Origin of the sequence: Pseudomonas sp. GW531-T4 (assembly GCF_017349615.1) — a bacterium.
GTDB lineage: Bacteria > Pseudomonadota > Gammaproteobacteria > Pseudomonadales > Pseudomonadaceae > Aquipseudomonas > Aquipseudomonas chlororaphis_I.
The window spans coordinates 46,022-58,827 of the sequence record NZ_JACMZT010000026.1 but is presented as its reverse complement, the minus strand read 5'-3'; the positions used below and the strand labels follow the sequence as shown (position 1 = coordinate 58,827).

At 65.2% G+C, this 12,806-nt stretch carries 11 protein-coding genes; 7 read left to right on the top strand and 4 right to left on the bottom strand.

Annotated elements, in window-relative coordinates:
• Positions 1 to 99 precede the first annotated feature (99 nt).
• The 7 genes from treP (at position 100) to tadA (ending at position 9,608) form a co-directional block, all read left to right on the top strand.
• Entirely contained in the window at positions 100 to 1,542 is a 1,443-nt protein-coding gene (gene treP, locus J4D28_RS20170; protein ID WP_009050621.1) for a PTS system trehalose-specific EIIBC component, read from the top strand.
• 54 nt (positions 1,543 to 1,596) lie between these two features.
• A complete protein-coding gene (treC, locus tag J4D28_RS20165; protein ID WP_009050620.1) occupies positions 1,597 to 3,246 on the top strand; it encodes an alpha,alpha-phosphotrehalase in 1,650 nt (549 codons plus the stop codon).
• A gap of 107 nt (positions 3,247 to 3,353) precedes the next feature.
• Entirely contained in the window at positions 3,354 to 4,577 is a 1,224-nt protein-coding gene (locus tag J4D28_RS20160; protein WP_028683311.1) for a carbohydrate porin, read from the top strand.
• A 60-nt stretch (positions 4,578 to 4,637) separates the two neighbouring features.
• Positions 4,638 to 7,175: a phosphoenolpyruvate--protein phosphotransferase gene (ptsP, locus tag J4D28_RS20155; RefSeq protein WP_103331156.1), complete on the top strand. Its 2,538-nt coding sequence runs from the start codon at positions 4,638 to 4,640 to the stop codon at positions 7,173 to 7,175.
• Positions 7,176 to 7,177: 2 nt separating this feature from the next.
• On the top strand, positions 7,178 to 7,474 hold the full coding sequence (locus J4D28_RS20150) for a PTS transporter subunit EIIB (protein ID WP_103331155.1): 297 nt from the start codon (positions 7,178 to 7,180) through the stop codon (positions 7,472 to 7,474).
• A gap of 263 nt (positions 7,475 to 7,737) precedes the next feature.
• The gene (locus J4D28_RS20145) at positions 7,738 to 9,114 is read left to right on the top strand and encodes a multicopper oxidase family protein (protein ID WP_053269829.1); all 1,377 of its coding nucleotides are present in this window, start codon (positions 7,738 to 7,740) and stop codon (positions 9,112 to 9,114) included.
• A complete protein-coding gene (tadA, locus tag J4D28_RS20140; protein ID WP_009050615.1) occupies positions 9,114 to 9,608 on the top strand; it encodes a tRNA adenosine(34) deaminase TadA in 495 nt (164 codons plus the stop codon). Before J4D28_RS20145 ends, tadA begins: the two co-directional genes overlap by 1 nt.
• Positions 9,609 to 9,739: 131 nt before the next feature.
• On the opposite strand, the gene cmoB is transcribed toward tadA, so the two are convergent.
• From cmoB to J4D28_RS20120, 4 genes are all read right to left on the bottom strand, one after another.
• Positions 9,740 to 10,696 (bottom strand): tRNA 5-methoxyuridine(34)/uridine 5-oxyacetic acid(34) synthase CmoB, encoded by a 957-nt coding sequence (cmoB, locus tag J4D28_RS20135; protein ID WP_101283390.1) that lies wholly within the window; start codon positions 10,694 to 10,696, stop codon positions 9,740 to 9,742.
• Positions 10,693 to 11,436 (bottom strand): carboxy-S-adenosyl-L-methionine synthase CmoA, encoded by a 744-nt coding sequence (gene cmoA, locus J4D28_RS20130; RefSeq protein WP_009050613.1) that lies wholly within the window; start codon positions 11,434 to 11,436, stop codon positions 10,693 to 10,695. Before cmoA ends, cmoB begins: the two co-directional genes overlap by 4 nt.
• Positions 11,437 to 11,748: 312 nt before the next feature.
• A complete protein-coding gene (locus tag J4D28_RS20125; RefSeq protein WP_101283388.1) occupies positions 11,749 to 12,384 on the bottom strand; it encodes a lysoplasmalogenase in 636 nt (211 codons plus the stop codon).
• A gap of 1 nt (position 12,385) precedes the next feature.
• Complete coding sequence (locus tag J4D28_RS20120; protein WP_009050611.1) at positions 12,386 to 12,778, bottom strand: protease inhibitor I42 family protein; 393 nt, start codon at positions 12,776 to 12,778, stop codon at positions 12,386 to 12,388.
• Between the last annotated feature and the right edge of the window lie 28 nt (positions 12,779 to 12,806).

Genomic DNA, 12,806 nt, shown 5'->3' with positions numbered 1-12,806 from the left:
CAAACTCGTCTGTACGAGTTGTTGATTTAACTCGTACAGACGAGTATTTTTCGCTTCGGCGTGCTGCCAATAACAAAAAACCAAAGCGGAAGAACAAGCATGAGCCACGATTACTCCACGATCGCCAGCGAGTTGCTGCACAGCCTCGGTGGCGCCGACAACCTCGAACAAGCCGCGCATTGCGTCACCCGCCTGCGCCTGGCGCTCAAGGACCCGAGCCTGGTGGACAGCGCGACGCTGAACCAGATCGATCTGGTCAAGGGCTCGTTTTTCACCGGTGGCCTGTTCCAGGTGGTCATCGGCCCCGGCGAAGTCGAAAAGGTCTATGCCGCGTTGCGCCAACTCACCGGGCTGGCCGCATCCACCATCGCCGACGTCAAGCAGAAGGGCGCCGACAAGACCAACGCCATGCAGCGCCTGGTGCGAGTGTTTTCCGATGTCTTCATGCCGATCCTGCCGGCGCTGATCATTGCCGGCCTGCTGATGGGGGTGAACAACCTGATCGGCGCCAAGGGCATGTTCATCGAGGGCCGCACCCTGCTCGAGGCCTACCCGACCCTGGATGGCGTGTGGAGCCTGATCAACCTGATGGCCAACACCTCCTTCGTATTCCTGCCGGCACTGGTGGGCTGGTCGGCGGCCAAGCGCTTTGGCGGCAGCGAGATCCTCGGCATCGTGCTGGGCCTGATGCTGGTGCATCCCGACCTGCTCAATGCCTGGAACTACGGCAAGGCCGTGGCCGGGCTGGAGGGCCAGAGCCTGCCGTACTTCGACATCTTCGGCCTGTTCCAGATCGAGAAGGTCGGCTACCAGGGGCAGATCCTGCCGATCCTGCTGGCGGCCTACGTCATGAGCGTCATCGAAAAATGGCTGCGGGCGCGGGTACCGAACGCGATCACCCTGCTGGTCGTGCCCATCACCACCATAGTGGTCACCGGCGTGCTGGCGCTGGCGGTGATCGGCCCGGTGACCCGGCACCTGGGGATCCTGATCACCGAAGGCGTGGTCACCCTGTTCGAACTGGCACCGATGGTCGGCGGGGCGATTTTCGGCCTGCTCTACGCGCCGCTGGTGATCACCGGCATGCACCACATGTTCCTCGCCGTGGACCTGCAACTGATCTCGACCCAGGGCGGCACCTTCATCTGGCCGATGATCGTCATGTCCAACCTGGCCCAGGGCAGTGCGGCGCTGGCGGTGTTCAGCATGAGCCGCAACGCACGGGACCGCAGCATGGCCTCGACCTCGGCGATCTCCGCCTATTTCGGCATCACCGAGCCGGCCATGTTCGGGGTCAACCTGCGCTACAAATTCCCGTTCTACGCCGCGCTGATCGGCTCGGCGCTGGGCTGCATTTTCCTCTCGCTGAACAAGGTCCAGGCCTCGGCCATCGGCGTCGGCGGGCTGCCGGGGTTCATCTCGATCATTCCCCAGTACATCCCGATGTTCGTGGTCGGCATGGTCGTCGCCCTGGTGGTGCCGTTCGTACTGACCTGCGGCTTGAGCATGAAGATCATCCGGCCGGGGTATCGCGTCGCCTGACAGATCGCGATAAGGCCCCCAAGGCCAGTACCCAACCCATTGAAGGAGCCCGCCATGCAAGACTGGCAGCGTTCGGTGATCTACCAGATCTACCCGAAGAGTTTCTACAGCCACAGCGGCCAGGCCACCGGCGACCTGCTGGGGGTGGTCGACAAGCTCGACTACCTGCACTGGCTGGGTGTCGATTGCCTGTGGCTCACTCCGTTCCTGCGCTCGCCGCAACGTGACAACGGCTATGACATCAGCGACTACTACGCCATCGACCCGAGCTACGGGACCATGGCCGATTGCGAGCTGCTGATCGCCGAGGCCGGCAAGCGCGGCATCAAGCTGATGCTGGACATCGTGGTCAACCACACCTCCATCGAACATGAGTGGTTCCAGCAGGCCCGCAGCAGCCTCGACAACCCGTACCGCGACTTCTACATCTGGCGCGACCAGCCGAACAACTGGGAGTCCAAGTTCGGCGGCTCCGCCTGGGAGTACGAAGCGCAGACCGGCCAGTACTACCTGCACCTGTTCGACCATACCCAGGCCGACCTCAACTGGGACAACCCCCAGGTGCGCACCGAAGTGTTCAAGATGATGCGTTTCTGGCGCGACAAAGGCGTGGGCGGCTTCCGCCTGGACGTGATCAACCTGATTTCCAAGCCGGCCGATTTCCCGGAAGACGCCAGCGATGGCCGGCGCTTCTATACCGACGGCCCGAACGTGCACCCGTACCTGCAGCAGATGCATCGCGAGGTCTTCGAGGGCTTTGACCTGATCAACGTCGGCGAGATGTCCTCCACCAGCCTCGAGCACTGCATTCGTTACTCGCAGCCCGAGTCGAAAGAGCTGTCGATGACCTTCAACTTCCACCACCTGAAGGTCGATTACCCGAACCTGCAGAAGTGGATTCGCGCCGATTTCGACTTCCTCCAGCTCAAGCGCATCCTCTCCGACTGGCAGAGCGGCATGCAGGCCGGTGGTGGCTGGAACGCGTTGTTCTGGTGTAACCACGACCAGCCGCGGGTGGTGTCGCGTTTTGGCGACGACGGCGAATACCGGGTGGTTTCGGCGAAGATGCTCGCTACCGCGCTGCACTTCCTCCAGGGCACGCCGTTCGTCTACCAGGGCGAAGAGCTGGGCATGACCAACCCCGGTTTTACCCACATCGACCAATACCGCGATGTCGAGACCCTGAACATCTACCGCCTCAAGCGCGAAGCCGGCGACAGCGAGGCGGACAACATGGCGGCGATCATGCAGAAGTCCCGGGACAACGGGCGCACGCCAATGCAATGGAAGGCCGGGGCCCATGCCGGTTTCAGCAGCGTCGAACCCTGGATCGGCGTGCCGGCCAATGCCGCGCAAATCAACGTTGAGCAGCAACTGGAAGACCCGGATTCGGTGTTGCACCACTACCGTCAGCTGATTGCCCTGCGCCGTCGCGAGCCGCTGATCCAGGACGGCGAGTATCGCCCGCTGCTGGCCGAGCACCCGCAGGTCTGGGCCTATCTGCGCGAAGGGCAGGGCGAGCGCCTGCTGGTGGTGAACAATTTCTACGGCAGCGCCTGCGAAGTGCAGTTGCCGGAGGGAGTGATGACCGAGCGCACGGAGCAGCGCCTGGTCATCAGTAACTACGCGGACCATGAAACCCGCAGCCGCCAGCTGTTCCTGCGGCCTTACGAGTCCTTTGTCCTGCACCTGATCGACCGCTGACAACCTTCCCCGCATGAGCGCGGCGTGCCCGGCACACCGCGAGCTTTCGCTCGCCGGTAGGGCGGCGCCTGCGGGGCACACACAGAATAAAAATAATGGGGTGGCTTATGAAAACAACAATAAATCGCGGCCTTGCAGCCTCTTGCGTCTGCCTGGCCTTGCCGTTCCCGGCCCAGGCCCTGGAGTTCGCCGGTTACCTGCGCAGCGGTCTCGGGACCTCGGTCAACAGCAGCTCGCAGTCGTGTTTCCAACTGCCCGGCGCCCAGTCCAAATACCGCCTGGGCAACGAGTGCGAACAGTACGCCGAGCTGGAGCTGCGCCAGGACCTCTACACCCTGGACGACGGCTCGGTATTCAGCGTCGACGCCATGGCGTCGCTCTATAACCAGTACGACCGCAGCCTGACTTTCCAGGGCGACAACGGCTCGGCGCGCATGCCGCAGATGTATGCCCAGTGGTCGAACATGCCCAGCCTCAATGGCGGCTCGCTGTGGGCTGGCCGGCGTTACTACAAGCGTAACGACATCCATATCTCCGACTTCTACTACTGGAACCAGAGCGCCACCGGCGGCGGTATCGAGGACGTGCTGATCGGCGACCTGAAATACAGCTACGCCTTCTCGCGCAAGGACAACCTGTACCAGAAGGACTACATCAACCGGCACGATTTCAACGTCGCCGGTTTCAAGACCAACCCCGGCGGCGAGCTGGAGCTGGGCCTGAGCTACATCGACAAGCCCGACAGCCGCGACGCCCATCGGGGTTGGGCGATCACCGCCCAGCACGTGCAGAAGGACTTCCTGGGCGGCAAGAACAAGCTGGCGTTGCAGTACGGCGAAGGCCCGGGTACCGGGCTGGGTTACACCGGCAATGTGCAACTGGACGACAGCAACAAGAGCTACCGGCTGGTGGAGTTCTTCGACTGGCAACTGACCCCGCGCTTTGGCGGGCAGGTCGAAGCGATCTACCAGAAAGACATCCGCCCCGACGGTAACGACCAGAACTGGATCTCCCTGGGTATCCGCCCGGCCTATGCGATCAGCGAGCAGTTCAAGCTGGTCACCGAGCTGGGCCACGACCAGGTCGAGGCCCCCGGCGGCACGCGCAAGCTCAGCAAGTTCACCTTCGCCCCGACCTGGTCGCCCAAGGGCCCGGAATTCTGGGCGCGCCCCGAGGTGCGCCTGTACTACACCTATGCCAGCTGGAACCAGGCCGCCAAGCGCGCGGCGAATGAGCTGGCGGCGGGCTCGGCGTTGTCCGATACCGGCGCCTTCGGCACGGCCAGGCATGGTGCGAACGTCGGATTGCAGGTCGAGTACTGGTGGAAATAAGCGATGCTGTCGGGGCTCGCGCTCCATCGGCACTTACAAGAACAAACAGCAGGTGAAGTCATGGCTACAACCCAACAATTGCAACTGCTCGCGCCGCTGTCCGGGCTTCTGATGCCCCTGGAGCAAGTGCCGGACCCGGTGTTCTCCAGCCGGGTCATCGGTGACGGCCTGTGCATCGACCCGACCTCGCAGACCCTGCGCGCGCCGCTGGCCGGAGTGGTCAGCAACGTGCAGGACAGTGGCCATGCGGTGAGCATCACTGACGACAACGGCGTGCAGGTGCTGATGCACATCGGCCTGGACACGGTGAACCTGGCGGGCAAGGGCTTTAGCCGCCTGGTGCAGGAGGGCCAACGGGTCGAGGCCGGGCAGCCGCTGATCGAGTTCGATGCTGACTACATCGCCGTGCATGCCCGCAGCCTGTTGACGCTGATGCTGGTGGTCAGTGGCGAGCCGTTCACCTGGCTGATCGCGGACAGTGCGCTGGTGGACAGCGGCCAGCCGCTGTTGCAGTTGGGCCTGTGCGAGCCTGCGCCAAGCGCGGAGCCCGAGGAGGAGGGCGAGGCGCTGTTCTCCAAACCCGTGACGCTGCCTAATCCCAATGGCCTGCATGCGCGCCCGGCGGCGGTGTTCGCCCAGGCGGCCAAGGGCTTCAAGGCGAGCATCTGCCTGCACAAGCAGCAGGCCAGCGCCAACGCCAAGTCCCTGGTGGCGATCATGGCGTTGCAGACCGCGCAGGGCGATGCCCTGCAAGTCAGCGCGGCGGGCGAGGATGCCGAGGCGGCGATCAAGGCCCTGGCCGAATTGCTGGCGAGTGGTTGTGGCGAGGCGGTGACCGCGGTGATCGCCACCGAACCCGTGGCGCCGGTTGCCGCGCCATCGGGCAAGTTGCTGCGGGGCGTCTGCGCCTCGACGGGATCGGCCTTCGGGCAGGTGGTGCAGGTGGCCGAGCAGAAGCTCGAGATTATCGAACTCGCCAGCGATCAGGCGGTGCAACGCGAGCTGCTGGAGCGGGCGCTGGCGCAGGCCACCGAGGCCTTGCAAGTCCTGCGGGACAAGGCCGCCAGCACCGCCCAGGGCGAGATCTTCAAGGCTCACCAGGAACTGCTGGAAGACCCGAGCCTGCTGGAGCAGGCCCATGCCCTGATCGCCGACGGCAAAAGCGCGGCATTCGCCTGGAACAGCGCCACCGAGGCCACCGCCGAGCTGTTCAAGGGCCTGGGCAATCCGTTGCTGGCCGAGCGCGCCCTTGACCTGATGGATGTCGGGCAGCGGGTGCTCAAGTTACTGCTGGGCGTGCAGGACAGCGCCTGGGTCCTGCCGGAGCAGGCGATCCTGATTGCCGAGCAGCTCACCCCGTCCCAGACCGCCGGCCTCGATACCAGTAAGGTGCTGGGGTTTGCCACGGTCGGCGGCGGGGCCACCAGCCATGTGGCGATTCTGGCCCGGGCCCTGGGTTTGCCGGCGGTCTGCGGCCTGCCGGTACAGGTGCTGGCGTTGGCCAGCGGCACGCCGGTGCTGCTGGATGCCGACCAGGGTGAATTGCACCTGGAGCCGCAGCCGGCGGTGATCGAGCAGTTGCAGGCCCGGCGTCAGCAGCAACAGCAGCGCCAGCGCCAGGAGCTGGAACAGGCCGCCGAGGCCGCGGTGACCCGCGACGGCCATCATGTCGAGGTGACGGCCAACGTCGCTTCGCTGGCCGAGGCCGAGCAAGCCATGAACCTGGGCGGGGAGGGCGTCGGCCTGCTGCGCTCGGAGTTTCTTTACCAGGACCGCAGCGTCGCCCCGAGCCATGAAGAACAGGCCGCGACCTACAGTGCCATCGCCCGGGCCCTGGGGCCGGAGCGCAACCTGGTGGTGCGGACCCTGGATGTCGGTGGCGATAAACCGCTGGCCTATGTGCCGATGGAGCCTGAAGCCAACCCCTTCCTCGGCATGCGCGGGATCCGCCTGTGCCTGGAGCGCCCGCAGCTGTTGCGCGAACAGTTCCGGGCGATCCTCGCCAGCGCGGGGCTGGCCCGCCTGCACATCATGCTGCCGATGGTCACCCAGCTGGCGGAATTGCGGCAGGCGCGGCAGATGCTGGAGGACGAAGCCCTGGCCCTGGGGCTCAAGGAGTTGCCGAAGCTGGGGATCATGATCGAAGTGCCGTCGGCGGCGCTGCTGGCCGACCTGTTCGCGCCGGAGGTGGATTTCTTCTCCATCGGCACCAACGACCTGACCCAGTACACCCTGGCCATGGACCGCGATCATCCGCGCCTGGCCAGCCAGGCCGACAGTTTCAATCCGGCGGTGCTGCGTCTGATCGCCTCCACGGTCAAGGCTGCCCATGCCCACGGCAAGTGGGTCGGCGTCTGCGGGGCGCTGGCTTCGGAACCCCTGGCGGTGCCGCTGCTGCTGGGGCTGGGGGTGGACGAACTGTCGGTCAGTGTGCCGTTGATTCCGGCGATCAAGGCCCGCGTGCGCGAGGTCGAGCTGAGCCAGTGCCAGGCCCTTGCCGGACGCATTCTCGGCCTGGAAAGCGCCGAACAGGTACGCGACGCCTTGCACCAGCATCAACAGTCGACGCTGGCCCCTTCACTGGTTCTGGAGAACTGAACATGTTCGAGAAATTGCAGCGGGCGTTCTGGAAGGCCCTGACCCCGGACCTGGTGCCTGACCAGCCGAAAGCCACAGCCCGCCCCACCGGCGATGCCGTCCTGAGCCCAGAGCTTTTGGCAGCCCTGGGCGGGGCGAATAACCTCAAGACCCAGCAGCGCGTGGCCCTGACCCGGGTGCGGGTGGAATTGCATGATCCGACCTTGCTCGATGTTGTGGCCTTACGCAGCGCTGGCGTGCTCGGGACGATGGCGCTGGCGGGAGGCGTGGTGCATCTGCTTGTCGGGTTATCTGCGTAGCCGCTGTCGAGCCTGGGTTTATGCGAGTGCTGCGCAATCGATCGCGAGCAAGCTCGCTCCTACAGGACTGCATATTCCCCTGTAGGAGCGAGCTTGCTCGTGATAGCGTCCGAATGATCAGCGCCTTTTTTTCTTCACATGTCATGGCCCCACCCACCTGCGGCCGCTTGCCGCGCCGGCCTTACTGTTTCTCAACTGCGGGTGTATCGTATTCGCCTTTTGCGGGCCCCGGCCTGCCGCGGATACGTGAGGTAGTTGAGTCCATGTCCTTTACCCGTCGACAGATACTCGGTGGTCTGGCCGGTCTTGCAGTGGTTGGCGTGGGCGCCGGTGGCGCGTCGCGTTACTGGCTGGGCAAGATGGCCGACGCCGAGGCAGGCCACGATTATCAACTGATCGCCGCGCCGCTGGACGTCGAGCTGGTGCCGGGCCACAAGACCGAAGCCTGGGCCTTCGGCCCTTCCGCGCCGGGCACCGAGCTGCGGGTGCGCCAGGGCGAGTGGCTGCGGGTGCGCTTCATCAACCACCTGCCGGTGGCCACCACCATCCACTGGCACGGCATCCGCCTGCCGCTGGAGATGGACGGCGTGCCTTACGTCTCGCAATTGCCGGTCATGCCGGGCGAGTACTTCGACTACAAGTTCCGCGTGCCGGATGCCGGCAGCTACTGGTACCACCCCCACGTCAACAGCAGCGAAGAACTGGGCCGCGGCCTGGTCGGCCCGCTGATCATCGAAGAGCGCGAGCCCACCGGCTTCAAGTACGAACGCACCCTGAGCCTGAAAAGCTGGCATGTGGATGAAGCCGGCGCCTTCGTGCCGTTCAGCATCCCCCGCGAGGCGGCACGTGGTGGCACGGCGGGGCGCCTGTCGACCATCAACGGCGTGTCCCAGGCGGTGGTGGAAATCCCGGCCGGGCAGATCACCCGCGTGCGCCTGCTCAACCTCGACAACACCCTGACCTACCGCATCAACATCCCCGGCGTCGAAGCGCAGATCTATGCCCTGGACGGCAACCCCATCGAGCCGCGGCCGTTGGGCAAGGAATACTGGCTGGGGCCGGGCATGCGCATCTGCCTGGCGATCAAGGCGCCGCCGGCCGGCGAAGAGCTGTCGCTGCGCAACGGCCCGGTGCGCCTGGGCACCTTGCGTTCGGTGGCCAACAGCGACGCGCCGACCGAGTGGCCGCCGGCGTTGCCAGCCAACCCGATCGCCGAGCCGGACCTGGATAACGCCGAGAAGCTCAACTTCAACTTCGAGTGGGTTGGCTCGGTCTCGGTGAACGTGGACAATGGCAAGCCACCGAGCCTCTGGCAGATCAACGGCAAGGCTTGGGACATCACCGACAAGACCTGCGCCGACCGCCCGATCGCCACGCTCAAGAAGGGCCAGAGCTACATTTTCGAATTGAAGAACATGACTCAGTACCAACACCCGATCCACTTGCACGGCATGAGCTTCAAGGTCATCGCCTCGAACCGCAAGAAGATCACCCCGTACTTCACCGACACCTACCTGCTGGGCAAGAACGAGCGTGCCCGGGTGGCGCTGGTGGCGGATAACCCGGGGGTGTGGATGTTCCATTGCCATGTGATCGACCACATGGAAACCGGCCTGATGGCCGCCATCGAGGTGGCCTGATGCGGCAGATTCGCCCCGCCCGGATCATCGATCGCAGCCGCGACCAGGAGTTCATGCGTGAAGCCCTGGCCCTGGCCGCCCAGGGCGCGGCCCTGGGCGAGGTGCCGGTGGGCGCGGTGCTGGTGCAGGACGGGGAAATCATCGGTCGCGGCTACAACTGCCCGATCAGCGGCAGCGATCCCAGCGCCCACGCGGAAATGGTCGCGATCCGCGCCGCGGCCCAGGCGGTCGACAACTATCGCCTGCCCGGCAGCACCCTCTACGTGACCCTGGAACCGTGCAGCATGTGCGCCGGGCTGATCGTGCACTCGCGTATTGCCCGGGTGGTATACGGCGCGCTGGAGCCCAAGGCGGGCATCGTGCAGAGCCAGGGGCAGTTCTTCAGCCAGGGGTTTCTCAACCATCGGGTGCTGGTCGAGGGCGGGGTGCTGGCCGAAGAGTGCGGCGCGGTGTTGAGCGAGTTCTTCAAGGCACGCCGCGCCAGCCGCAACTGAGCACCTTCCTCTTCTGTAGGAGCGAAGCTTGCTCGCGATGACGCCAGCCCGGGCCATGCATACCTCGAACCTGGCGTGACGCTTGAAATCGCTATCGCGGGCAAGCCTCGCTCCTACACGGTGTGGGGCATTTATTTCCTGGCGACGATAACGGCGCGCATCGGCGCCGGCAGGCCTTCGATGGTCTTGCTGTGGTCGTTCGGGTCGAGGAAGTCGCTCAGCGACTGGTACTTCATCCACTCGGTGCCACGCTGTTCCTCGACACTGGTCACGCTCACATCCACGCAACGCACATCGCTGAAGCCGGCGCGGCGCAGCCAGAGTTCCAGGGCCGGCACCGACGGCAGGAACCACACGTTACGCATCTGCGCGTAGCGGTCTTCCGGCACCAGCACCTGATGCTGGTCGCCTTCCACCACCAGGGTTTCCAGCACCAGTTCGCCGCCCTTGACCAGGCAGTCCTTGAGCGCCAGCAGATGCTCGATCGGCGAGCGGCGGTGGTAGAACACGCCCATGGAAAACACCGTGTCGAAGCCTTCCAGGTTGGCCGGCAGGTCCTCGAACGGGAACGGCAAGTGCCACACCGCGGGCTCCGACAGGTAACGCTGCACCGCCTGGAACTGGCAGAAGAACAGCCAGTTCGGGTCGACACCGATCACGCTGTGGGCGCCGGCGCCGAGCATGCGCCACATGTAGTAGCCGTTGCCGCAGCCGACATCGAGGATGCGCTTGCCTTGCAGGTTCAGGTGCTTTGCTACCCGCGACCACTTCCAGTCCGAGCGCCATTCGGTGTCCACGTGCACGCCGAACAGGTCGAACGGGCCTTTGCGCCAGGGCGACAGGCCCATCAGCGCGCTGCGCATCTGGGCGCGGGTGGCGTCGTCGCAGTCGGTGTCGAGGGTCAGGCCATTGAGCAGGTCGATGGTGCTCGGCTGGATCTTCGGCAGCGCGTCCAGCGCGCTCTGCCAGCGCTCCAGGTCGCCGTGGCCCTTTTCCATCTTGGTGTCGAGTTGCGCTTGCAGGGTGTTGGCCCAGTCGGCCAGCGGCGTACCGGCCAGGCGGCGGGCGAGGGGGGACAGATCGATCATGGCAAGGCAATCAACGAGGCAAAGTTAAGACACTGGAACCACGGCACGACTTTCGAGAACCCGGCGGCCAGCAGGCGTTCGCGGTGTTCTTCGAGGCTGTCGGGCTTCATGACGTTTTCGATGGCGCTGCGTTTCTGGGCGATTTCCAGTTCGCTGTAGCCGTTGGCGCGCTTGAAAGCGATGTGCAGGTCGGTGAGCAGCGCATGCTCCTCGGGGTCATTGAAGCGCAGCTTCTCCGAGAGGATCAGCGCGCCGCCGGGCAGCAGCGCCTGGCGAATGCGCCCGAGCAGGGCCAGGCGCTGTTCGGGGGCGATGAATTGCAGGGTGAAGTTCAGCGCCACCACCGAGGCCGGCTGGAACTCCAGGGCGAGGATGTCGCCTTCGATCACTTCGACCGGCAGCAGCTCCTGGAACATCGAGTCCTGGCCGTTGAGGTACTCGCGGCAGCGCTCGACCATGGCCGCCGAGTTATCCACCGCGATCACCCGGCAGCCGTCGGTGCGCACATGGCGGCGCAGGGCCTGGGTCACGGCGCCGAGGGACGAGCCCAGGTCGTAGAGCACGCTGTTGGGTTGGGCGAACTGGGCGGCGAGCACGCCGAGGTTCTCGACAATGGTCGGGTAACCCGGCACCGAGCGCTTGATCATGTCCGGGAACACCCGCACCACGTCTTCGTTGAAGGCGAAGTCGGGCACCTGGGCCAGGGGCTGGGCGAAAAGGCGGTCGGGTTCTTTGCTCACGGCGGTTCCAGCGGTGGAGATAGAAAGAGGGCCGGCATTGTAGCCGCTGCCGCAGGCTGCGATAAGGCCCGAAGGGCCTTTGGGGCCGTAAGGGCGACACAAGGTGGATGCCCGCCTGTGACCCTGTAGCCGCTGCCGAGCTTGCGAGGCTGCGCATGAGGACGCAGTCCTCGCAAGGCCTGTGCATGGAGTTTATCTGAAGGACCGCGGTGGCCGGTTTTACGGCCGCTTCGTCGGAATGCCGCCCAGACCGATCGCAGCCTCGCAAGCTCGGCAGCGGCTACAGGGCTACAGGGCTACAGGGCTATAGGCTCAGCGGGGCTTCTGGCTGAAGGCCGAGGCCGCGATCCCCCATTGCCCCAGCCAGTAACTGAGGATGATCAGGTAGGGCGCGGCATCGAAGGCCACCACAAAACGGCTGATGCCGATCACGCTGTCGGAGAACACGAAGGCCACGGCGCCGGCGGCGGCCAGTTGCGCCGAGCGCTTGGGCGCGTCGCTGCCCAGGCGGGCCAGGGCGCGCCAGAGCATGGCACTGATGACCAGGCCGTAGACGATCACCGGCACCAGCAACGGGCCCAGGCCATGGCTGATCAGAAGGCCCAGCAACGCCGCGCCGGCGACCAGGGCCAGCAGCAGGGGGACGGGCGCCAGGCGCCGGCAATCGCTGGTATAGGCCTTGAGATAGGCCAGGTGCGCGACCAGGAAGGCGCCGAGGCCGAACACGAACAGGTCGGCGGGCCAGGCCAGCAGCACGTCGCCGAGCAGGGAGAACAACAGGCCGAGGCTGATCCAGCGGCGATAGTCGCCGGGAGGTGCATCGTGCAGCCAGCCGAGCAGGGCCAGCACCGGCAGCGGCTTGACCAGCAGGCACAGCAGGGTGGCGTGGATGCTCAGGCCGTAGAGGAAGGTCGCCGCGCCCATCAGCGCCAGGATCAGCCAGCCCATGTCACTTGACCGAAATGGCGCAGTCGAAGGCTTTCACCGGTGCGACTTCCGGGGCCCAGGGTTGCTGATAGGTCAGCAACAGGCGCCCGGTGCCGGCGGCGAAGGCCTGGAAGCGCCAGGTGGACTGGCCGGCGCTGCCCACCAGGCCGCTGTCTTCGGGATTGCTGTAGACCTCGGGGCTGACTTTGCGCAGCACGCCGCCGGCCGAGTCCTGGATCGCCCAGCGATAACCCGTGGTCGGGTTGCTCGGCAGGGTCAGGATCAGGTTTTGCCCGTTGCTCAGTTGCACTGGGCATTCGCTCTGGTTCTCGACCGTGACGTTTTGCTTGGGTTGGCTGGCGCAGGCGGCGAGCAGGGCAAGGCTGAGGGGTAGCAACAGACGAATCGGTGACATGGGTCAGAAAGCTCCGGTCATGACAAAG

Coding starts and splice junctions, on each gene's coding strand:
- treP (WP_009050621.1), top strand. CDS start 100: ATGAGCCACGATTACTCCACGATCGCCAGCGAGTTGCTGCACAGCCTC.
- treC (WP_009050620.1), top strand. CDS start 1,597: ATGCAAGACTGGCAGCGTTCGGTGATCTACCAGATCTACCCGAAGAGT.
- J4D28_RS20160 (WP_028683311.1), top strand. CDS start 3,354: ATGAAAACAACAATAAATCGCGGCCTTGCAGCCTCTTGCGTCTGCCTG.
- ptsP (WP_103331156.1), top strand. CDS start 4,638: ATGGCTACAACCCAACAATTGCAACTGCTCGCGCCGCTGTCCGGGCTT.
- J4D28_RS20150 (WP_103331155.1), top strand. CDS start 7,178: ATGTTCGAGAAATTGCAGCGGGCGTTCTGGAAGGCCCTGACCCCGGAC.
- J4D28_RS20145 (WP_053269829.1), top strand. CDS start 7,738: ATGTCCTTTACCCGTCGACAGATACTCGGTGGTCTGGCCGGTCTTGCA.
- tadA (WP_009050615.1), top strand. CDS start 9,114: ATGCGGCAGATTCGCCCCGCCCGGATCATCGATCGCAGCCGCGACCAG.
- cmoB (WP_101283390.1), bottom strand. CDS start 10,696: ATGATCGATCTGTCCCCCCTCGCCCGCCGCCTGGCCGGTACGCCGCTG.
- J4D28_RS20125 (WP_101283388.1), bottom strand. CDS start 12,384: ATGGGCTGGCTGATCCTGGCGCTGATGGGCGCGGCGACCTTCCTCTAC.
- J4D28_RS20120 (WP_009050611.1), bottom strand. CDS start 12,778: ATGTCACCGATTCGTCTGTTGCTACCCCTCAGCCTTGCCCTGCTCGCC.